General features: G+C 72.0%; 19 protein-coding genes, 1 tRNA gene and 1 pseudogene. 12 read left to right on the top strand and 9 right to left on the bottom strand.

What is annotated here, in order from left to right; genetic code table 11:
- Positions 1–86 precede the first annotated feature (86 nt).
- Positions 87–767: a hypothetical protein gene (locus DRB89_RS39665; protein WP_112454338.1), complete on the top strand. Its 681-nt coding sequence runs from the start codon at positions 87–89 to the stop codon at positions 765–767.
- 174 nt (positions 768–941) lie between these two features.
- Positions 942–1,016 (top strand) — tRNA-Thr (locus DRB89_RS39660).
- An 87-nt stretch (positions 1,017–1,103) separates the two neighbouring features.
- Here DRB89_RS39660 and DRB89_RS39655 read toward each other — a convergent pair.
- Positions 1,104–2,441 (bottom strand): FAD-dependent oxidoreductase, encoded by a 1,338-nt coding sequence (locus DRB89_RS39655; protein WP_239516933.1) that lies wholly within the window; start codon positions 2,439–2,441, stop codon positions 1,104–1,106.
- A 145-nt stretch (positions 2,442–2,586) separates the two neighbouring features.
- Between DRB89_RS39655 and DRB89_RS39650 the strand changes: the two genes are divergently transcribed.
- Positions 2,587–2,850, top strand: coding sequence for a hypothetical protein (locus tag DRB89_RS39650; RefSeq protein ID WP_112452732.1), 264 nt, complete (start codon positions 2,587–2,589; stop codon positions 2,848–2,850).
- Positions 2,847–3,233, top strand: a complete 387-nt coding sequence (locus DRB89_RS39645; protein ID WP_112452731.1) for a hypothetical protein — start codon at positions 2,847–2,849, stop codon at positions 3,231–3,233. The genes DRB89_RS39650 and DRB89_RS39645 overlap by 4 nt, the downstream gene beginning before the upstream one ends.
- A 12-nt stretch (positions 3,234–3,245) precedes the next feature.
- Here the strand turns inward: DRB89_RS39645 and DRB89_RS39640 are convergent, their stop codons facing one another.
- The 6 genes from DRB89_RS39640 to DRB89_RS39615 form a co-directional block, all read right to left on the bottom strand.
- On the bottom strand, positions 3,246–4,556 hold the full coding sequence (locus DRB89_RS39640) for a DUF58 domain-containing protein (RefSeq protein WP_112452730.1): 1,311 nt from the start codon (positions 4,554–4,556) through the stop codon (positions 3,246–3,248).
- Positions 4,556–5,518 carry a MoxR family ATPase gene (locus tag DRB89_RS39635; protein WP_112454334.1) on the bottom strand — a complete coding sequence of 321 codons (963 nt, stop codon included), beginning with the start codon at positions 5,516–5,518 and terminating at the stop codon, positions 4,556–4,558. Before DRB89_RS39635 ends, DRB89_RS39640 begins: the two co-directional genes overlap by 1 nt.
- Positions 5,515–6,705, bottom strand: coding sequence for a DUF4350 domain-containing protein (locus DRB89_RS39630; protein WP_112454332.1), 1,191 nt, complete (start codon positions 6,703–6,705; stop codon positions 5,515–5,517). The genes DRB89_RS39635 and DRB89_RS39630 overlap by 4 nt, the downstream gene beginning before the upstream one ends.
- 554 nt (positions 6,706–7,259) lie before the next feature.
- On the bottom strand, positions 7,260–8,090 hold the full coding sequence (locus tag DRB89_RS39625) for a carbohydrate ABC transporter permease (protein ID WP_112452767.1): 831 nt from the start codon (positions 8,088–8,090) through the stop codon (positions 7,260–7,262).
- A complete protein-coding gene (locus DRB89_RS39620) occupies positions 8,087–9,010 on the bottom strand; it encodes a sugar ABC transporter permease (RefSeq protein WP_204357937.1) in 924 nt (307 codons plus the stop codon). The genes DRB89_RS39625 and DRB89_RS39620 overlap by 4 nt, the downstream gene beginning before the upstream one ends.
- Positions 9,007–10,353 carry a sugar ABC transporter substrate-binding protein gene (locus tag DRB89_RS39615; protein ID WP_112452768.1) on the bottom strand — a complete coding sequence of 449 codons (1,347 nt, stop codon included), beginning with the start codon at positions 10,351–10,353 and terminating at the stop codon, positions 9,007–9,009. Before DRB89_RS39615 ends, DRB89_RS39620 begins: the two co-directional genes overlap by 4 nt.
- A gap of 270 nt (positions 10,354–10,623) precedes the next feature.
- On the opposite strand from DRB89_RS39615, the gene DRB89_RS39610 reads away from it, so the two are divergent.
- The 5 genes from DRB89_RS39610 (at position 10,624) to DRB89_RS39590 (ending at position 15,539) form a co-directional block, all read left to right on the top strand.
- A complete protein-coding gene (locus tag DRB89_RS39610; protein WP_162688920.1) occupies positions 10,624–11,211 on the top strand; it encodes a hypothetical protein in 588 nt (195 codons plus the stop codon).
- Between the two features lie 108 nt (positions 11,212–11,319).
- Complete coding sequence (locus DRB89_RS39605) at positions 11,320–12,099, top strand: hypothetical protein (protein WP_112452774.1); 780 nt, start codon at positions 11,320–11,322, stop codon at positions 12,097–12,099.
- Positions 12,100–12,129: 30 nt separating this feature from the next.
- Complete coding sequence (locus DRB89_RS39600; RefSeq protein ID WP_112452775.1) at positions 12,130–13,323, top strand: phage tail protein; 1,194 nt, start codon at positions 12,130–12,132, stop codon at positions 13,321–13,323.
- Positions 13,320–14,582, top strand: coding sequence for a tape-measure protein (locus DRB89_RS39595; RefSeq protein WP_112452776.1), 1,263 nt, complete (start codon positions 13,320–13,322; stop codon positions 14,580–14,582). The genes DRB89_RS39600 and DRB89_RS39595 overlap by 4 nt, the downstream gene beginning before the upstream one ends.
- 48 nt (positions 14,583–14,630) lie before the next feature.
- Positions 14,631–15,539 carry a phage tail domain-containing protein gene (locus tag DRB89_RS39590; RefSeq protein ID WP_112454357.1) on the top strand — a complete coding sequence of 303 codons (909 nt, stop codon included), beginning with the start codon at positions 14,631–14,633 and terminating at the stop codon, positions 15,537–15,539.
- 36 nt (positions 15,540–15,575) lie between these two features.
- On the opposite strand, the pseudogene DRB89_RS39585 reads toward DRB89_RS39590, so the two are convergent.
- A pseudogene (locus DRB89_RS39585) lies at positions 15,576–16,199 on the bottom strand (DUF2293 domain-containing protein); the annotation flags it as partial.
- A 140-nt stretch (positions 16,200–16,339) separates the two neighbouring features.
- Between DRB89_RS39585 and DRB89_RS39580 the strand changes: the two are divergent.
- A complete protein-coding gene (locus DRB89_RS39580; RefSeq protein WP_162688919.1) occupies positions 16,340–16,729 on the top strand; it encodes a cupin domain-containing protein in 390 nt (129 codons plus the stop codon).
- Positions 16,730–16,749: 20 nt separating this feature from the next.
- Here the strand turns inward: DRB89_RS39580 and DRB89_RS39575 are convergent, their stop codons facing one another.
- A complete protein-coding gene (locus tag DRB89_RS39575) occupies positions 16,750–18,195 on the bottom strand; it encodes a WGR domain-containing protein (RefSeq protein WP_112452007.1) in 1,446 nt (481 codons plus the stop codon).
- Positions 18,196–18,285: 90 nt separating this feature from the next.
- On the opposite strand from DRB89_RS39575, the gene DRB89_RS39570 reads away from it, so the two are divergent.
- Positions 18,286–18,966: a uridine kinase gene (locus tag DRB89_RS39570; protein ID WP_112452008.1), complete on the top strand. Its 681-nt coding sequence runs from the start codon at positions 18,286–18,288 to the stop codon at positions 18,964–18,966.
- A 188-nt stretch (positions 18,967–19,154) separates the two neighbouring features.
- Positions 19,155–19,796, top strand: coding sequence for a hypothetical protein (locus DRB89_RS39565; RefSeq protein WP_112452009.1), 642 nt, complete (start codon positions 19,155–19,157; stop codon positions 19,794–19,796).
- The last annotated feature ends 26 nt before the right edge of the window (positions 19,797–19,822 follow it).

Genomic DNA, 19,822 nt, shown 5'->3' with positions numbered 1-19,822 from the left:
CCTGTCAGCACCTGGGCGGGAGTGACTTGCCCGACAGGTACGAGGAAGCACGAGGACTGTCAGTGGGGGCTGCTTTGATCACGTCCATGACCATCTACGACCTGACCCGCGCCCTCCCCGACATCGCGACCCTGCGCGACCGCTGCCGGGCGATGGCCGCGCTGGAACTGGTGATCAGCGGCAACGCGAACGGCGGTTACTTCTCGTACGCGAAGTCCTGGGCCCCGGGGGAGGAGGCGGCCTTCATGGAGAACGGCTCGGGCGACGAGTACGCGATCGTCTTCACCGCGGCCGGCGCCTTCGGGCGCGGCTTCGACCACGAATCGCCGATGAGCCCGTGGGGCGACGAGGACACGGAGCTGTGGCCCGGCCTGGTGGACGGCATACCCGAGGCCTTCCGGCCCTTCGTCACGGAGCCCTCCTTCTGCGTGGAGGAAGGGGTGCTCCAGGCGACCGCCGTCTTCTGGCGCGAGACCGGCGACACCGCCTGGCGCGCCGGCACGGTGGAGTTCCCGGAGGGAGACCAGGCCGACCACACCGACCCGGACGGCACGGACCACCTCTTCGAGGTCCTGGTGGCGGGCACCCCGGAGGCCTACCGCGACTTCGCCGAGGACTACTACGAGACCGAGCTCCCCCTGGAGGCGGTCCGGCACGTCTGGTCGCTGCGCCCGCTCACCCAGGAGGTCGTGGACGCCCTGAACCCGGGCCTGCCGTTGGAGGCGGTGGCTCCGAGGCTGGAGCGGGCGGGGTACCCGGGGGCGTGAGGTCAGGCGCCGAACGTCTGCGGCGACTGCTCGGCCTGCGGTGCGGACGTGCACTTCGGTACGTAGGGCGAACTGGCGGGCGAGGGGCTACGAGGGGCCGGAAAGTTCTTCGCGGCGGCGTCTGCCCGCTGTGTAGAGTGAAGGCGATTCTGTGCGCTGCGCAGTGTCACATGTGCCCCCTTAGCTCAGTCCGGCCAGAGCACCGCTCTTGTAAAGCGTAGGTCGTCGGTTCGAATCCGACAGGGGGCCCCGTCCCCGGTCAGAAGTTGTCTGATCGAGGGAGTTCGTACAGAGGCGGAAGGCCCCGGATGATCATCCGGGGCCTTTTTCGCGCCCTCAGCCGCGGCCCGAGATCCTGTCCGCCAAGCGGGCCAGCGGGGTTGTGGTCGGGGTGTGGGTGGTCGATTCGCGGCGGTCCGCCTCGCGGTAGGCGGCGTAGAGGGCCTGGACGCCGAGCCAGCGGAAGGGCTCCGGTTCCCAGCGGCGGACCCGGTGGTTGACCCAGGGCAGGGTCGTGAGGTCGGTCGTGTCGCCGAGGACCAGATCGCGCAGGGTGCGGGCCGCGAGGTTGGAGGTGGCCACGCCGGAGCCGACGTAGCCGCCGGCCCAGCCGAGGCCCGTCGTCGCGTCCAGGGAGACCGTGGCGCACCAGTCGCGCGGGACGCCGAGGACCCCCGACCAGGCGTGGGTGATCTCGACGCCGGTGAGGGCCGGGAAGAAGGCCGTGAGGAGTTCGGTCAGGGACGTGATCGTCGCGGGCTGGGTGCGGCCTGTGTTTTCGGCGGTGGCGGCGCGTGAGCCGTAGCGGTAGGGGACCCCGCGGCCGCCGATGGCGATGCGGTCGTCCGCCGTGCGCTGGGCGTACATGTACGCGTGGGCCATGTCCCCGAGGACTTCCCGGCCGGACCAGGCGAGGGAGTCCCAGACGTCGGCGGGGAGTGGGGCGGTGGCGATCATCGAGGAGTTCATCGGGAGCCACGAGCGCTTCTGGCCCTTGAGGGCGGCGGTGAAGCCCTCCGTGCAGCGCAGGACGTACGGGGCGCTGACGGTGCCGTACGGGGTGTGCGCCCGTCGCGGGGTGATCTCGGTGACGGGGGTGGACTCGTGGAGGGTGACGCCGAGGCGTTCGCAGGCGGCGGCCAGGCCCTTGAGGAGCTTGAGGGGGTGGATGCGGGCTCCGTGCGGGGTCCAGGTGGAGCCCACCGCGTCCGCGATGTCGATGCGGGCGCGGGTGTCGGTGGCGTCGTAGAGCTCGCGCCGGGTTTCGCCGAAGGCGAGTTCGGCGGCGTGGAAGGCCTTGAGGCGGGTCAGTTGGGCGGGGGTGCGGGCCACTTCGAGGACGCCGCCGCGGTGGATGTCGGCTTCGATGCCTTCCTTGGCGGCGACGCTGATGACTTCGGTGACGGTGTCGTTCATGGCGTGCTGGAGGCGCAGGGCGGCCTGGTGGCCGTGGCGGGCGGCGTAGCGGTCGCGGCCGGCGATGCCGTTGTAGAGCCAGCCGCCGTTGCGGCCGGAGGCCCCGTAGCCGCAGGACTTCTGCTCCAGGACGGTGACGCGCAGGTCGGGGGCTGCGGTCTTGAGGTAGTAGGCGGTCCACAGGCCGGTGTAGCCGCCGCCGACGATGACGACGTCGGCCGTGGCGTCGCCGGTGAGGGGAAGCCTTTCAGCGCCGATGGTACTGCAGGGGGGACCCTGTGGGAGAGTAGGACGCCGCCGAACAATTATTGTGGGAAAGCCCCGCACCAGCCCTTTGGGGTTCGGTGCGGGGCTTTTCTGCGTTTACCCTCGCCGGGTGTTTACGTCGACGTATACTCGGAGCATGTCTGATGCCATGATCCGTGTGCCGGCCGAGGTGAGAGACCGCCTCGCTGTCATCGCCGAGTCCCGTGGGACGTCCATCCGGTCTCTTGTGCAGGAGTTCGCCGAGACGACGCTCACCATGGAGGAGCGGCGGGAGCGGGCTGAGCGGGCTCGGGCCTACCTGGCCGAGCACTTCGGGGTGGACGTGAGCGACGCGGAGAGTGCGGCGATGGGCCGCAAGATCCGTGAGGCCTTCGCGCAGCAGGAGGACGCTGCCGCGTGATCCAGCACCACCTCGTCCTGGACACGCCGTCCTTGCTCGCACTGTCCGGGAATCGCCAGGTGTCGGCACTGATCCACCGCGCTTACCTCGACGCGGACACGCGCCTGTGGGTTCCTGTCCTGTCGGTCCTTGAGGCCGACGTGGTTCTCGCGGGGATCGCCGAGCACATCGGACAGCTCGACGTCATCCACATGCTCGACCTCGACTATCCGGCCGTGCTGGCCGTGGCGCAGATGCGCCGTGACGGAGTGCCCGCCGGTGCCGCGGCCGCCGTCCATGCCGCACGCCATCTCCCCGAGTGGGGTTCGCAGGCGCTGGTCGCCACGATCGAACCGAAGGCCTATGTGGGCCAGGGAGTGGGCGTCCTCGATCTGAACAGCTGAAGCGCGGGCTGATTACAGGCGGCCGGCGGCCTTGAGGGCGAGGTAGGCGTCGGCCAGGGCCGGGGCCAGGGTTTCCGGGGTGGCGTCGACCACGTGGACGCCGTGGCGGGTGAGCTGCTCGGCCGTGCGCCGGCGGGCGGACTGGGACTGGGTGCCCGCGGCGGCCTCGTAGACCGCGTCGACGGTGCCGCGGGACTTCGTCATCTCCGCGACGTGGGGGTCCGCGACCGAGGCCAGCAGGACCGTATGGCGCTGCGTGAGGCGGGGGAGCAGCGGGAGCAGGCCCTCTTCGATGGGAGCCGCGTCCAGACTCGTCAGGAGAACCACCAGGGAGCGGCGCGGGGCGCTGCGCAGGATGGTGGAGACCAGGGTGCGCGCATCGGTTTCGACGAGCTCCGGTTCCAGGGTGGCCATCGCGTTGACGAAGGCCGGCAGGGTGTCGGCGGCCGAGCGGCCCTGGACCTGGGCGCGGGGGCGGCGGTCGTGGGCCAGCAGGTCCACGCGGTCGCCGGCCCGGGTGGCCAGGGCGGTCAGGAGCAGGGCCGCGTCCATCGCCGAGTCCAGGCGGGGGGCGTCGCCGACGCGGCCCGCCGAAGTACGGCCGGTGTCGAGGCAGATGAGGATGTGGCGGTCGCGTTCCGGGCGCCAGGTGCGGACGGCGACCTTGTTCTGCCGGGCGGTGGCCCGCCAGTCGATGGAACGGGTGTCGTCGCCGGGGACGTAGTCGCGCAGGCTGTCGAACTCGGTTCCCTCACCGCGGGTCAGGACGCTGGTGCGGCCGTCGAGTTCGCGCAGGCGGGCGAGGCGGGAGGGGAGGTGCTTGCGGCTGGCGAACGGCGGCAGCACGCGGACCGTCCAGGGGACGGTGTGGTTGCCCTGGCGGGCGAACAGGCCGAGGGGCCCGTACGAGCGGATCGTGACGCGGGCCGCCTGCCGGTCGCCGCGCCGGGTGGGGCGCAGGCGTGTGGTGAGGCGGCGGCGTTCGCCCGCGGGGATCGTCAACGCGTGCCGGGACGCGACGACTTCGGTGCCGGTCAGCCAGCTGCTGGGGGGCCAGGCGTCGCGGATCCGGGCGCGCAGGGTGCGGGCGGAGGGGTTGGTGACCGTCAGGTGGACGTCCGCGGCCTCGCCGAGGCGCACGGACGTGTCGCCGGAGCGCGCCAGCCGGAGCGTGCGGACGGGCGCCGCGAGGGCGTAGTCGACCGCGCAGGCCAGGGCGATGGGGGCGTTGACCGCCAGCATCCCGGTCCAGCTGGGTCCGAGGACGCCGACGGGGAGGCTGCCGAGGGCCGCCAGCAGGGCGGCGCGTCCGGTGAACGCCATCAGCGCGGGACGGGGACGTGGGAGAGGATCGCGGTGATGACCGCGTCGGCCGTGACGCCCTCCATCTCGGCCTCGGGGCGCAGCTGGACGCGGTGGCGCAGGGTGGGCAGGGCGAGGGCCTTCACGTCGTCGGGCGTGACGTAGTCGCGGCCCACGAGCCAGGCCCAGGCGCGGGCGGTGGCCAGCAGCGCGGTGGCGCCGCGCGGGGAGACGCCCAGGGTGAGGGAGGGGGACTCGCGGGTGGCGCGGCAGATGTCGACGACGTACGCGGCGATCTCCGGGGAGACGCTGGTGGCTTCGACGGCCTTGCGGGCGGCTTCGAGCTCGGCGGGGCCGGCGACGGGGCGGATGCCGGCCGAGTGCAGGTCGCGGGGGTTGAAGCCGGCGGCGTGGCGGGTCAGTACGCCGATCTCGTCCTCGCGGGAGGGGAGGGGCACGGTGAGCTTCAGCAGGAAGCGGTCGAGCTGGGCCTCGGGCAGGGGGTAAGTGCCCTCGTACTCCACCGGGTTCATGGTGGCGGCGACGAGGAAGGGGTCCGGGAGCATGCGGGGGATGCCGTCGACGGTGACCTGGCGCTCCTCCATCGCCTCGAGGAGGGAGGACTGGGTCTTGGGGGGCGTGCGGTTGATCTCGTCGGCGAGCAGGAGGTTGGTGAAGACCGGGCCGTTCTGGAAGGAGAACTCCGCGGTGCGGGCGTCGTAGACGAGCGAGCCGGTGACATCGCTCGGCATCAGGTCGGGGGTGAACTGGACGCGCTTGGTGTCGAGTTCGAGGGAGGCGGCGAGGGCCCGCACGAGCAGGGTCTTCGCGACGCCGGGAACGCCTTCGAGCAGGACGTGGCCGCGGCAGAGGAGGGCTACGACGAGACCGGTGACGGCGGAGTCCTGGCCGACCACGGCCTTTCCGATCTCGGTGCGGAGCGCTTCCAGGGCGGAGCGGGCGCTGTCCGTGGTGGCCGTCATGAGGTGCGGACCTCTCTTTCGAGGGCGTCGAGTTGGTCGGTGAGCGCGACGAGCGCCGCGTCGGTGTCGGGGGTGGTGCCGAAGAGCAGGGTGGCGGGGTCGTGCGCGGCCCGCGGCGCGGCGGCGGGGTCGCCGACCGTGAGGCGGGCGGAGACCGCGGGGACCAGGGACACGGGGTCGTGGGCCTGGGAGGCCGGTACGCCGACCAGCGCGGCCAGCCGTTCGCGGGCGGCGGCGCGCAGCACGGTGGCGGCGCGGTCGCGGGCGCCGGCCTTGCGGTACAGGCGGGCGCGGCCCTCGGTGGCCTCGGAGGCGCGGATCAGGACGGGCAGGCGCTCGGTGACCAGCGGGCCGAGGCGCCGGGCGCGCCACAGGGCCGCGACGGCGGCGGCGAGGAAGAGCTGGAGCAGGGCCCAGCTCCAGCCGGCGGGGATCAGGGAGAGGAAGTCCTCGTCCTGCTCGGCCTCGTCGGGGCCGCTGTCGGCGAAGGACGGCAGGTACCAGACGAGGTGGGGGCGGGAGCCGAGGAGCTGGAGCGCGAGGGAGGCGTTGCCCTCGTCGGCGAGGGCCTTGTTGAGGAAGGGGATCTCGGAGCCGAGGAGGACGGTGTCGCCGCCGCGCGTGGCGGTGGGCAGGACGAGGAGCGCGGGGTGGCCGCCGGTGGGGTAGCAGCCGATGGCTCCGGGGACGGTGGTGGAGTACTGCAGGCCGCCGTCTACGCCGGCGCGGCCGGCGGCCGCGGCTGCGGGGAACGCGCAGGTGCCCGGGTCGAGCTCGGAGCCCGCGGCGTGCGCGCTGGAGTGGGTGCGGGTGCCGGGCGCCAGTTCGCCGAGGCTGAGCTCGGTCGGGGCGAGCAGGACGGTACGGCCGCCGGAGAGGTCGATGGCGGAGCGGATCGTGCGGAGCTTGTCCTGGTCGAGCCGGTCGGGGTCGCCGATCAGGAGGGTGGTGTCGGGCCCGGAGGCGTCGGCGGCCTCCTCGGCGGTGGTGACGACACGGGTGGTGACTCCGCGGGTCTTGAGCAGCTCGGCGACGGCCCGGCTGCCGAAGGGGTCGGCGGACCGGGGGTCGAGGTAGCCGTGGTGGGCGCCGGAGCTCAGGGCGGCGAAGGCCAGGCCGGCGGTGAGCAGGACGGCGAGCGCGATGAGGAACCCGCGGGCCCGGGTCCACAGGACGCCGGGGCGCAGCGCGGGGGCGGCGGTGGCCTGGTCGGGCGACCCGTCGGGTTCGGTGGTGGCGGCCGTGGCTGGGGAGGCCCCCGTGAGGGGGCGGCGGGAGGCGGGCAGGCGGAGGTGGACGACGTGGGTGTCGTTCTCCTCGGAGACGCCGAACCGGAGCGTCGCCTCGGGTACCGGGTCGGCGGCGGCGAAGGTCAGCAGGGTCGCGCCGGAGTGGTCGTACAGGCAGCCGGCGGCGTGTCCGTCGACCAGCGAGACCCGGGAGCGGCCCTCCCAGTCCGCGAGGAGGGTGCGCCGCCAGCCGCCCTGCGGGTGCCAGTATCCGGCGGCGTCGCCGAGGGGCACGGAGAAGCGGATCTCGACGGGGGCTCCGTCGGCCCGCACCTCCAGCACGCGCAGTCCGCCTTCGGGCTCGCCGAGCGACCAGGTGGGGCGGACGCCCAGCGCGTGGGCGAGGACGGCGATCGAGACCCCGTCGAGCAGCGGCTCGCCCCGGGCCGGCGCCAGCCCCGCGGTGGTCACGGCCTCGGTTCCGTCCGCCGGGGCGGTGGTGGTCTGCACGGTCACTCCTTCACGGCGCCGGCGAGCAGGCCGGACACGAACTGGCGCTGGAGCGCGAGGAATACGAGGGCCATGGGGATCGCGGCGGCGGCGGTTCCGGCGAGGATCGCGCCGTAGTCGGTCTCGTCGAGGCCCTGGAGGGAGGCGAGGGCCACCGGGATGGTGAACGAGGCGCTGTCGCGCAGGACGATCAGCGGCCAGACGAAGTCGTTCCACTGGTAGAGGAAGAGGAAGATCGCCAGGGCGGCCAGGGCGGGCCGCATCGGCGGGAGCACCACCTTCCAGAACAGCCGCAGTTCGCCGCAGCCGTCCATGCGGCCCGAGTCGAGGAGCTCGTCGGGGAGCGCGGCCATCGACTGGCGCATCAGGAAGATGCCGAAGGGCAGGGCCAGGTTGGGCATGATCACCGCCTGGTAGGTGTTCAGCCAGCGCAGTTCGGCCATCATCTGGAAGAGCGGTACGAGGGTGACCTGCGCGGGAATCACGAGCCCGAGCATGAGCAGCCCGAACAGCGCCTCGCGGCCGCGGAAGCGGAACTTGGCGAAGCCGTAGCCGGCCAGGGCGCAGACGGCTCCCGCGCACAGGGTGTAGACGGCCGCGATGAGCAGGGAGTTGAGGACGACCCGGCCGAACTGCGCGGTGTCCTGGAGCGTTTGGAGGTTGTCGGCGAGGTGTCCGCCGGGCAGCAGCGGGGGCGGGCTGTCGAAGATGTCCCCGGAGCTGTGGGTGGCGGCGACCACGAGCCAGTAGAAGGGGAGCATGACGGCGGCGAGCGCGATGGCGAGTCCGGAGGTGAGCAGGATGCTCCTGCCGCGGTGGCGGGCGGCGGTCATGTCTTCTCCCCCAGGAGGCGGAACTGGATCACACCGAGGATGCCGATGAGGACGGCCAGGGCGTAGGCGATGGCGGAGGCGTATCCGAAGTCGAAGTACTTGAAGGCGTTCTGGTAGAGGTACACGCCGATGGTCAGGGTCGCGTTGTCCGGGCCGCCGCCGGTGAGCACGAAGGGCTCGTCGAAGATCTGCAGGGTGCCGATGGTGGAGAGCACCGTGGTGAGCAGGAGCGCGGGGCGCAGACCGGGCAGGGTGACGTGGCGGAAGGAAGCCCAGGCGCCGGCCCCGTCCACGGCCGCGGCGTCGTACAGCTCGGCGGGCACGGACTGGAGGCGGGCGAGCAGGAGCACCGCGTTGTATCCGGTGTAGTGCCAGGTCAGTGCGAGACCGAGGGAGACCTTCGCCCACAGGGGGTCGGTCAGCCACGGCACGGGTCCCGCGCCGACGAGGTCGAGGAGCCAGTTGACCAGCCCGTAGTCCCGGTTGAGCAGGACGGAGAACATGATCCCGTAGGCGACGAGGCCGGTGACCATGGGCAGGAAGAAGCCGAGCCGGAAGACCGTGCGGCCGCGCAGCAGACCAGAGTTCAGGGCCACGGCGAGCCCGGTGGCGAGGGCGAGCATCACCGGCACCTGGACGGCGAGGATCACCGCGGTGTTCTTCAGCGCGGTCCAGAACAGCGGATCGTGGAGCAGCCGTGTGTAGTTGTCGGCTCCGACGAACCGCTCGGTCCCGCCGACGGTCTGGTGGAGGCTGATCACGAAGGACCGGCCGATGGGGTAGATCTTGAAGGCGGAGAACAGCAGCAGCGCGGGCAGTACGAAGAGGTACGGGGCGACGCGCCGCCGACGCGCCCGCCGCGGGGCCGCCCCCGGGAAGGGGGCGGCGGGGGCTGTGCGGCCGGTGGGCGTCACGGTCACCGGGAGACCTTGCGCCCGGTCTGCCGGCCCAGCTGGTCCGCGGCTTCCCCCAGCACCTTCGCCGGGTCGGCGCCCTTGAGGAGCACCTTGGACTGGGCGTCGGTGACCAGCTTGAGGGCGCGGGCGTAGTCGGCGGTGTAGTTGAAGGCGGGCGAGGGGGCCTTCAGGGCCTCCAGGAAGACCTCGCCCTTCTTCTGGCCGCCGAAGAACGGCGAGGGCTCGTGGAAGACCGCGTCGTCGTACGCCGCCATCAGGGCGGGGGCGATGCCCTTGCCCCGGTAGATCCGCACCTGCGAGGCCGGGCGGGTGAGGACGAACTCGATGAAGGACCAGGCGGCGGCCTGGTGCTTGCTGCTGCCCGCGACGGCGAGGTGGGTGGAGTTGACCATGGCCGCGGTGGAGCCGCCGCGCCGTACGGCCGGGGGCAGCCGGACCTTCCACTTGCCCGCTTCCCCGGGAACCTGCTCCTGGATGATGCCGCCGAACCAGGTGGGCATGGAAAGGACGGCCGCCGTCCCCTGCTTCAGGGAGCTCATCAGCGCGTTCCAGCCGCCCGCCAGGTCGCTGACCAGGCCGGCGTCGTTCATCGTCTTGATGAGGGTCATGGCCTTGACGGCCTCCGGGGAGTCGAGCGTGATGTCCCCGGCGAGGTTGAAGTAGAAGGAGCCCTGCAACTGCAGGAGCATCTGGAAGAAGTTGGCGGCGTCGGCCTGCGAGGCGGGCTTGTCGATGCCCAGCAGGTGGGCGCCGGTCTTCGCCTTGATCTCCTTGCCGGCCTCGATGGTCTCCTCCCAGGTCTGGAGGGCGCCCGCGTCGACCCCGGCCTTCTCGAAGAGGTCGGCGCGGTAGTAGAAGCCCGCCGAATTCGCCTCCCAGGGCAGGGCGTTGACGCGCTTGCCGTCGGGGGACACGGTCTGCCAAAGGCCCGGGGCGAAGGCGTCCTTGTGGGCGTTCGCGCCCAGCGGGGCGAGGTCGGCGAGGCCGCCGGGGAACTTCTCCACGTAGCCCGGCAGGTAGTCGACGCCGATGTGCAGGACGTCGGCGAGGCCCTGTCCGCCGGCCGCCAGCCCGGTGGTGATCTTGTCCCAGATCGCCGGGTTGCCGATGTCCTCGACCGTCACCTCGATCTGCGGGTACTTCTTGTTGAACTCCGGTACGAGGGCCTTCATCTCGGCGGCCGGCCCCTGCCAGGACCAGACCGAGATCTTGCCCTTGTCCTTCTCGCCGCCGGTTCCGCCCTGGCCCGTGTCACCGCTGCCCGAGCACGCGGTCAGGCCGGTGAGCCCGGCTCCCGCGGCGATCGCGCCGCCCAGCCGCAGCACTCTTCGACGTTCCAGTTCCATGCCTGACCCACCCCTGCTCGCACCGTTGCCGTAGCCGACTGGCCAGGACTGTAACCACGCCGCCAGGTCACTTGCAATAGTTCGATGAAATCTTTCAGTTCGATCCAACAGGGAACTTTGACAAGGTCATTGCAAAACTTCCGACCGGATTGCTAGCGTGCCGCCCGCACCGCCCCGCACGCCTCGCACCGCCTCGCACCGCCTCGCACCGCCCCGCCTCGCCCCGCGAGACCGGCCGCCGCCCGCTCCACACCCACCAGGGAGAACCCGATGACGCGTTCCCGTGTGTCGCTGCTGTCCGCCCTCGCCCTGCTCGTCCCCCTCACCCCGCTCGCCCTCGGCGGCCAGGCCGCGGCGGCGCCGCCGGGCTCGGCCGCCGGACAGACCGTCCAGGCCAGGCCCGCCGCGCCCGCCCCGCTCTCCGTCGTCAACCCCGGCTTCGAACAGGGCCGCACGGGATGGCAGTTCACCGCCGGCACCGGAGTCGCCACGAACTACCCGCACGGCGCGGCCCGGCTCGCCTACCTCGACGGCGGGCCCGGCATGAAGGTGTCGCAGACGGTGACGGCCACGGGCCGGGGCGCGTACGACATATCCGCGTGGATCGCGACGGGCGGGCCGAACGGCCGGTTCACCGCTCGCGTCAACGGCGCGGTCGCCGGGTCCCAGACCCTGCCCAGCGCCTCGAACTACCGCCGCCACACGCTCGGCCGGATCTCCCTCGCCCCCGGCGACACGCTGGAGATCGCCTTCGAGTCCGGGGACTCCTGGGTCAACGCCGACGACGTGATGCTCTCCCCCGCCTCCCCCGCGGACCCCCGGGTGAGATTTCTGGCTGTCTCGTGGGCTCGGAGATGAGTATAAGAGACCGCGTCTCTCCTGCAATGGTGAGCGGGCGGAAATGCGAAAACCCGGCCCCCGTGGGCCGGGTTTTCGCATTTCCGCCCGCTCACCATTGGAGGAGAGATGGCACGAGATCTCCAGAAGATCGACAGTGACCTCGCCTCGGCAGAAAGCACCATCGGAACCCTCTCGGGCACCAGCTCCTCGCACGCGATCAGCCTCACGGGCCACGGCTCCGCCATCACCGACATAAAGACCGCGCTGAGCCTCGGCACCAACGGGCAGTCCCAGCGCCTGGCGGATCTGGAAGCCGGCCTCGCCAAGGCGAGGGACAAGATCAAATTCAATACTTACGGCCTGTACGCCCTGGCGACGAACGCCCTGTTCGTCAAGTTGGACGTACAGCTGCTCACCTTCTCCATGCAGGCGCTCAAGGTCGACCTCTCCCTCTTCAAGAAGGTGGACGAGAAGAACTCCAAGAAGCTGCTGGAACTGCACAAATGGACCGACGAAAAGCTGGCAGCGGGCAGAAGGAGGGTGCTCGCCGTCAAGGACTTCCTCCTCAAAAAAGCCGCTCTCGAGCGGAAGACCGCTGAGGCGGAAAAGAAGCGGGAGAAGGAAAAGGAAGACGCTCACGAAGCCGAGCAGAAGCGCCAAGCCGACGCGTTGCGGCGGCAGGTCAACGCCCTCCCCCCGATCGTCAAAGAGCACGGCACGCGCATCACAAAGATCGAGGAAGCGCTCCGCAAAGCCCGTGACGCCGCCAAGAAGGCCGTGGATTCCAGTACCGGCCGCAAGCACGGAGTCGATTCGACCAAGCCCACCGTCAAGCCGGTGACCCAGGACGTCAGGGCCCTGCGCGAGGCCGTCAACCAGCTCGCCGGAGCCCTCGGCGGCATCTGAACCGCCCTCCCACCCTGAATTGAGGGAGACATGTCTCTCGTATCCTCGCTGCGCTCCTCATCCAGCGCCCTGAAGGGCTTCAAGGACCAGGCCGCCGGCGCCGGCAAGGCCACCGACGGCCTCCGGCAGAAGGCCTCCTCCAGCGGGAGCCAGCTCCGGACGCTCAAGACGTCCGCACAGGGCTCCACCACCCAGCTCAAGGGCCTCAAGACCGCGAGCGACCAGGCCGAGCGCTCCATGGCCAAGGCCGGCCAGACCGGTCAGCGCGCCGGAACCCAGCTCGGCAAGTTCAAGACCGGCGCCGACCGGGCCGCCTCGGGCCAGGACAAGCTCAACAAGTCCATGAAGGGCAACTTCCTCGCCCGGCTGCTCGAACTGTTCATGCCGCTCATCGAGAAGATCGTCGAGATGGCGAGCCGCTCGAAGGCCATGCAGACCGTGATCCGGGTGGCGTTCACCGCCATCCGCACCGTGATCTCGGCGGTCATGAAGGCCATCGGCCCGATCATCCGCACCGCCGGAAACCTGATCAAGTCGGTCTGGAACAGCGTCAAGGGCGCCGTCATGCCGATCCTGTCGGCCATCGGCAATGCCGTGAAGTCCGCCTTCAACGGCATCCGGTCGGCCATCAGCACCGTGATGAACGCCATCCGCTCGGTCATCAGCACCGTGTGGAACGGCATCAAGGCCGTCATCATGCCGGTGGTCAACTGGATCAAGTCGGCGATCCCGAACGCCTTCAACTCGGTCAAGAACGCGATGTCCAGCGCCTGGAACGGGCTCAAGGGCATCGCGGCCGGCGCCTTCGGAGCCATCCTCGGGGCGGTCAAGTCCCCCATCAACTCCGTCATCGGCCTGATCAACTCCATGATCGGCCGGATCAACAGCATCCGCGTCAGCGTCCCCGGCTGGGTCCCCATCGTCGGCGGCAAGAGCTTCGGCGTCAGCCTGCCCACGATCCCCATGCTCGCGACCGGCGGCGTCGTCATGCCGCGCAGCGGCGGTGTCCCCGCGATCATCGCCGAGGCCGGCGAGGCCGAAGCGGTCCTGCCGCTGTCCAAGCTCGACCGCCTGCTCGCCCGTACCGCCGCCCGCGCCCGGACGCAGGCCGCCGGCACCGGCAACGGCTCGGCCCTGCACATCGAGAACTACTACGCGCACCAGTCCAGCGACCCGCAGCGCACCGCCGACGCGCTGATGTACCTGGCGAAGGCGCGCGGATGAGTACGGCGGCCCTCCCGGCCGGTTTCTTCGCCGGGTGGCAGCCCGCCCTGAACGGCCTGCGCGCCCAGTCCTCCCAGGCGCGCCAGGCCGTGCGGCGCCAGACGGCCTCGATCCGCCAGGCCGCGACCGCCGTGGGCCGGCTGTCCACCGACTCCGGCCAGGCGGGCAAGGTGCTCGCCTCGCTGAAGACCCAGGCCGGCGCCGCGGCCCTGTCCACCGGCAAGGTCGGCCAGTCCGCCGGCCGGGCGGCGACGGGGACCGGGCAGGCCGGCAGCGGTGCCCGCGGAGTCCTCGCCTCGCTGCGCAAGCTGGGCGGGGCGACCGGCGGCGTCCTCGCGATCCTGGGCGGCCTGATCCCGGTCATGGAGATCGTCTCCACCCTGATGAGCACCTTCGGCATCGCCATGACCGTCGGCGCGGTCGTGATGACCGCGGTCAACGTCGCCATGCGCGCCAACCCGCTGGGCTTCGCCCTCGGGATCCTGATCCCGGTCGGCGCCTGGCTCATCGAGCTCGCCATGAACTCCGAGACCGGCCAGCGGATCATCGAGCAGCTCTTCGAGTACGTCGGAAAGGTCTTCGAGCAGCAGCTCACGTTCCTCCTTCCGGTGCTCAAGACCGTCGGCGAGATCGTGACCACGTACTTCACGGGGTACCTCGCGGTCGTCTCCGGCGTCCTCGGGCTGCTGAGCGGAGACACGAGCGGCATCGCGCGCGTCGGTACGTCCGTCAGCTCGGCCACGCAGTCCCTGCGCGGGATCGCCTCCGGCGCGTTCGACGCGATCATGGCCCCGATCCGGCCGGTGATCGACTTCCTCACCGGCGGGCTCCCCAGCGCCTTCTCCCGTGTGAGCGGCTCCCTCTCCGGGTCGCTCGGCGGCATCGGCCGCATGGTGACCACGGGGCTGCAGGCCGTGCTGGCCGTGGTCACCGGCCCCTTCAACGGCATGATCGCCTTCGCCAACTGGATCATCGACGGCCTCGAGGACCTCAGCTTCTCGATCCTCGGCAAGAAGTTCGGCGTCGACCTCGACAAGATCCCGATGCTCGCGGAGGGCGGCGTCGTCTGGCCCCAGTCCATGGGCCAGGCCCCGCGCATCAACCCCGTGTCGGACCTCGACCACCGCCGCGTCACGCCCTTCGACCCGCACGCCGCGCGCCAGGAGCCGTACCGCGTGAAGGAGTTCCGCGAAGAGGCGGGCGCGGGCCCCCGGTCCACCGCCGAGGACCTGCTGTTCCTCGTCGCCGCCCACGCATGACCCCCGCGCGGATCCACCGCCCCCACCCGAGATGAGGTGACGGCCGTCATGGCCGAGACCACGCAGACCCACACCGCCGATCTCGAACCCGGCTCACTCATCACCCAGGACGGGCAGATGCAGTGGGCCGGGATCCTTTTCGGCCCCGGCACCCCCTACACCATCGAGAAGGCCGGCCTCAGCGGCTGGGAGGACCTGCCCGAGTACGACAGCTCGGACGCCGAACGCCCCACCGGCCACGGTTCCTGGTCCGGCGCCCGCTACGCCAAGTCCCGCAAGGTCGGCGGCACCCTGTGGATGGTCCCCGAGCGGGGCGCCTCCCTGGCCACCGTCCGGGCCCTGCGCCAGGCGCTGACCCTCGGTGAGGACGAGCGCTGGCTCGCGGTCCGGCTGCACGGCGAGATCCTGGCCGTACGGGCCCGGATCAGCCAGCGCATCGTCCCCGCCGACCGGGTGTACGCCACCCAGGGCGCGGCCAAGGCGTCCGTGCAGTGGCTGGCCACCGACCCGCGCCGCTACCTCGTCGACGAGCAGTCGGCGGTGGTGTCCGCGCCGGAGCCGGAGAGCGGTCTGACCTGGCCGCTGGTCTGGCCCCTGAGCTGGGGCACGGCCTCCAAGACGGGTGACGCGAGCGCCGACAACGACGGCTCCGCGCCGACCCATCCGGTCATCACCTTCCGCGGCCCCTGTGGCACGCCCTCCGTCACGGAGCGGCTCAGCCGCCGCCGCCTGCGCTACGGGATCGACCTGACGGCCGGCGACGAGCTGGTCGTGGACACCGCCGCCGGCACGGTCACGCTCAACGGCACCGCCTCGCGCCGGCACACGGCCACCGCGGACAGCGGCCCGGAGGAGCTGTTCACCTTCGAACCGGGCCGGGCCGAGCTGTCCTTCCGCCCGGACACGGCGGCGGCCGGCGCCTCGATGTCCGTCCGCTGGCGCAGCGCGGAGTGGTAGCGGGAGGCCCCCCGCCTCCGCCTCCACACCCCCGCACGCGTCGATGTGCGGCCGCAGCCGGGCCCGGGCGGCGAAGCGGGGGACGCCCGACATCAGCAGGGCGTCGTACTCCGTGTCGAGGTGGCGCACCGCCGCCCGTACCGCCGCCGACACGGCCTCCTCGTCCAGGGCCCGGCCGGCCGCGCTGCGCCCCACCCGGCCGCTGCCGCGCACCGAGGCGTGCGCGGCGATGGCCCGCGCCCGGTCGGCGGGGCACCCGGGGAACAGGCGCAGGATCTCGGCGGAGAAGGCCGCCGTGAACCGGGTGTCCTCGGCCGCGCGACGCAGCCGGTCGCGCTCCCTGCGGCGGGCCCGTGCCTCGGCGTCCGCGAGGCAGGCGCGCTCCGCGCGGGCGAGGGCCGCGTCCTCGACGAACAGCCCCTGGCGCTCGTAGCGGCGGCGCCGCCGGTGGAAGCGGACGACGACGGCCGAGAGCGAACTCGCCTCGTGGGCGCGGCGCGTGAGGGCCGTGTCGCCGCGCGGCAGGTAGACGAGGTGTCCGAGGTCGGCGCAGTCCAGGCAGCGGGGCACTCCGGCCTCCCGGACGAGGTGCCGTAGCGGTCCCTGCCTGCACTCCGCGCAGTGGATCTGCTTCATCGACTCGAAAACGACCAGGCTCATGTCGATGTGATACCGCTGTCCGGGTCGTATATCACCTTGTAAGTATGGGTAGTTGCGCTTTCACAGAGTCTTCCCCGACCTCATGGTGTCCTCCTAGCGTGAGCCGAGTGGGCCGAGGCGGGCTCATGGAGGAGGAAGACATGGCTGGACGACAGGCGACGGCGCGACGCCCCCAGGCGGCGGTTCGACGCCCCAAGGCGGAGGCCGCCTCCGATCTCGTGGCGAGAGAGATCACGATAGAGCCGGGCGGCTGCACCGGCTGGCACTACCACCGCGTCCCCCTGATCGCGGTGGTCAAGGCCGGGACCCTGACCCGGATCCTGTGGGACGGCACGGTCGAGGTGCACCACGTCGGAGCCGCCTTCGTGGAGCCGGCGGGCATCCGGCACGTCCACCTCGGCCGCAACCTGGGCAGGGGGCCCGTCGTGCTCCACGTGACCGCCGCCCTCGCCGAGGGCGAGCCCTTCGCGCTGCCCGCCGAGGCGCCGCCCGGGGCGACGCCCTGCGCGTGCCCGGCCCGCGCGCGGTGAACGCGGGTCGCAGAACCGGGTCAGACCAGTCGGCGTATCTCGCCGCGCACGCGGTAGAAGCCCCCGGACGCCGCGTGCAGCCCGTCCACCACGTACCGGGCGCCGGCCTCCCGGATCCCGCGCGGGAACTGCACGTTCCAGGAGGACTCGAAGCCGCCCGACACCACCTGGACGCGCGTCCGGCCGCCCTGCTGGACGCACTCCACGACCACACCTCCCGCGGGCACCGAGGCCACCGACACCGTCGCCACCGCGGCGGGCGTGGCCGGCGGACTGAAGACGGGCAGGGCGGCCGCCGACTTCACGTCCACCGCGGTCGGCACCGACCCCTCGCGGGCCGCGGTGATCGCCGCCTCGCTCGCGTCCACGCACACCAGGGATCCGTCGGTGGTCACCAGGTACAGCCGCTCGTCCAGGTACTGCATGGACAGGGCGGCCCCGCTGCCGGTGCCCAGCTTCCACAGCCGCCGCCCGTCGGCGTCGAAGCAGTACACCGACGACGCGAGGTCGCCGGCGAAGACGTGCCGGCCGTCCGGGGAGGTCGCGCACGAGTACACCGCCGCGTCGCACCGGTACGAGGCCTCCACCGCGCCCGTCGCCTTCGACAGCCGCTGCACGGCGTTGCGGCCGGTGCCCGCGTACACGGCGTCGTCCTCCTGCCAGCCGAACAGCACGGAGCCGTTGGTCGGCGTGTGCCACAGCTGCCGCCCGCCGTCGGGGGCGTAGGCCGTCACGCCCTTGCTGTGCCCGTGGTAGACGGCCTGCTCGTCAGCCCGCACCATCCAGGCGTTGGAGCCGTCCGAGCGCCGCGACCACTGGAACTCGTCCTCGTGGTCGATCACCGTCAGCCCGCCGTCGCGGTCGGACACGTTCAGCACGCCCTCGTGGATGTCGAGCCAGAAGATGTCCACATCGGCCGCGATGTCGTAGGCGCCGAACGGCACCTTCGACGAGAGGTCGTAGACCGTGCCGTCGTCACAGCCCGCGTAGATCCAGAACTCGTCCGCCACCAGGCACTTCACCCCGTCCGGCAGTGAGTAGCGGGCCAGCACCTCACCGCCGTGGCTCAGCGTGTAGACGTCGCCGGCCTGGTTGCCGACCCAGCAGCGGTCCTCGTCCACGTGGATCCCGAAGGCCGAGGAACCCGTGCGGAACCGCCACAGCACCGGGGCCGCCGCGCGCGCCGTCGAGGGCGTCGCCGTCACCTGGCGGCGCGTGACCGACCGGGCCGCACGGACGCCCCGCACCGCGGGGGCGTACCCCTTGCGGACCTTCTCCCCGACCTTCTTGGCGGCCGCCGCACGCGCCTTCTCCACGGTCGGGAAGGAGGAGTTCTGCAGCTGCCCGTCCGCACCGATGCGCCCGTACCGCACCGAGACGGCGGTGCCGTCGACGGTCACCTCGTAGAACTTGTGGGCACCGCCGTCGTCCTGCGACAGCTCCAGATACGTCGTCTCCCGAGCCATGACAGACCCCTCCCCAAGGTTGGGCCGCCGGCCCTGTGCGCCGGTGATCCCTCGTCAAAAACGTTAGGCGGCGCCACTGACAATGGGTTCGTGCAGCTGGAATCGATCACATGGCAGCGGATGGCCGAGCGGCTCGCCGACCACCTCGACGACGACGCCGCGGGCGGCGACGGCGACAACGGCGGAGGCGGCGGCGAGGCCGGCTGGCAGCGGGTGGGCATCGACGGCGCGCCCGCCGCCCGTACCGCCGTGCTCGCCGGGGAGCTCGCCGACGCGCTGCGCCCGCGCGGCCGTCCGGTCCTGGTGGTGGCGGCCGAGGGCTTCCTGCGCCCCGCCTCCCTGCGCTTCGAGTTCGGGCGCGAGGACGTCGACTCCTACCTCGGGGGCTGGTACGACACGGCCGCGCTCTGGCGCGAGGTCTTCGGCCCGACCGACCCCGGCGGCAGCGGCCGGGTGCTGCCGGACCTCTGGAACCCGGCGACCGACCGGGCGACCCGCAGCCCCTACGCCGAACTGCCGCCCGGCGGCGTGCTGATCGTGCACGGCCCGCTGCTCCTGGGCCACTGGTTCCCCTTCGACCTCAGCGTCCACATCAGCCTCTCCCCGGGGGCCCTCGCCCGGCGGACCGAGGAGTCCGCCCGCTGGACCCTGCCCGCCTTCGCGCGCTACGAGGCCGAGACCGGCCCGGCGGCTCTGGCCGACGTCCTGGTCCGGGCCGACGACCCGCGCCACCCGGCCTGGACGGGCCCGCGCGAGGGCCACGGCGGCTGACGCGGGGCACCCCGGCCGAGGGCCCCGGGCGCCCGCGCCCCGTCACGGAGGTCCGCGAACGGCAACAGCCGGATCCCGGCGAGGTGACGAACGGTTCCGGCCGTCGCCCTGGCCGATACAGCCCGCTACGTTGACGGCACGCTTCGACGGCGGCCACCCCGGTGGCGCCTTGGCAGAGGGAGACGGCAATGCGCGGACACGTCGTACGAGTTCGGGACGGGAGACGCACGCGCGGTCGGGCGGCGGTCGCCGTGCTCGCCCTGTGCGGGACCCTGGCCCTCACCGGCTGCAGCGGTGACGACGAGGACACCGGGGCGGGAGCCGCCGGTCCGAGCCCCATCGCCACCACGACGGCCACGGCCGCGGTCACGCCCTCCGCCACTCCCTCGGCCTCGACGGCACCCTCCAAGTCCGCGCCGAAGCCGGCTCTGAGCGCCACCGCGACGGGCAAGGCCAAGACCCCGGCGCCCGGTTCCGACTGCGACCACAAGATGCCGATCTCGCCCGACGAGGTGGCCGTCTACCGCTACACCCCCGAAGGCGGGGTGCACAGCCTGATCGTCAAGCACGGCAACTGGGGCTGCGCCGCCCCCGGCATGGACGCCGCCCCCTTCGACACGGTGGGCAAGGAGACCTTCCTCAACATCGCCGAGGACGCCAAGATCACGGCCGTCACCCCGGTCATCGCGAGCCCGGTGAGCCAGCCGATCACGCTCCAGCAGCTCATCGACTGGCTGATCGCCCACCCCGACCAGGGCCGCGTCTTCCGCTACCACCTGAACGGCGCGGGCGTGATCGACTGGATGGACCAGGAGTACACGTCGTCGTAACACCCAACGGCGCGGCCGTACGGTCT

The organism is Streptomyces sp. ICC4 (genome assembly GCF_003287915.1).
In the GTDB taxonomy this organism is placed as follows: domain Bacteria; phylum Actinomycetota; class Actinomycetes; order Streptomycetales; family Streptomycetaceae; genus Streptomyces; species Streptomyces tritrimontium.
Note: the sequence above shows the minus strand (reverse complement) of the source record. Positions and strands in the feature narration are given on the sequence as shown.

Coding starts and splice junctions, on each gene's coding strand:
- DRB89_RS39665 (WP_112454338.1), top strand. CDS start 87: ATGACCATCTACGACCTGACCCGCGCCCTCCCCGACATCGCGACCCTG.
- DRB89_RS39650 (WP_112452732.1), top strand. CDS start 2,587: ATGTCTGATGCCATGATCCGTGTGCCGGCCGAGGTGAGAGACCGCCTC.
- DRB89_RS39640 (WP_112452730.1), bottom strand. CDS start 4,556: ATGGCGTTCACCGGACGCGCCGCCCTGCTGGCGGCCCTCGGCAGCCTC.
- DRB89_RS39635 (WP_112454334.1), bottom strand. CDS start 5,518: ATGACGGCCACCACGGACAGCGCCCGCTCCGCCCTGGAAGCGCTCCGC.
- DRB89_RS39625 (WP_112452767.1), bottom strand. CDS start 8,090: ATGACCGCCGCCCGCCACCGCGGCAGGAGCATCCTGCTCACCTCCGGA.
- DRB89_RS39615 (WP_112452768.1), bottom strand. CDS start 10,353: ATGGAACTGGAACGTCGAAGAGTGCTGCGGCTGGGCGGCGCGATCGCC.
- DRB89_RS39610 (WP_162688920.1), top strand. CDS start 10,624: ATGACGCGTTCCCGTGTGTCGCTGCTGTCCGCCCTCGCCCTGCTCGTC.
- DRB89_RS39605 (WP_112452774.1), top strand. CDS start 11,320: ATGGCACGAGATCTCCAGAAGATCGACAGTGACCTCGCCTCGGCAGAA.
- DRB89_RS39600 (WP_112452775.1), top strand. CDS start 12,130: ATGTCTCTCGTATCCTCGCTGCGCTCCTCATCCAGCGCCCTGAAGGGC.
- DRB89_RS39595 (WP_112452776.1), top strand. CDS start 13,320: ATGAGTACGGCGGCCCTCCCGGCCGGTTTCTTCGCCGGGTGGCAGCCC.
- DRB89_RS39590 (WP_112454357.1), top strand. CDS start 14,631: ATGGCCGAGACCACGCAGACCCACACCGCCGATCTCGAACCCGGCTCA.
- DRB89_RS39580 (WP_162688919.1), top strand. CDS start 16,340: ATGGCTGGACGACAGGCGACGGCGCGACGCCCCCAGGCGGCGGTTCGA.
- DRB89_RS39575 (WP_112452007.1), bottom strand. CDS start 18,195: ATGGCTCGGGAGACGACGTATCTGGAGCTGTCGCAGGACGACGGCGGT.
- DRB89_RS39565 (WP_112452009.1), top strand. CDS start 19,155: ATGCGCGGACACGTCGTACGAGTTCGGGACGGGAGACGCACGCGCGGT.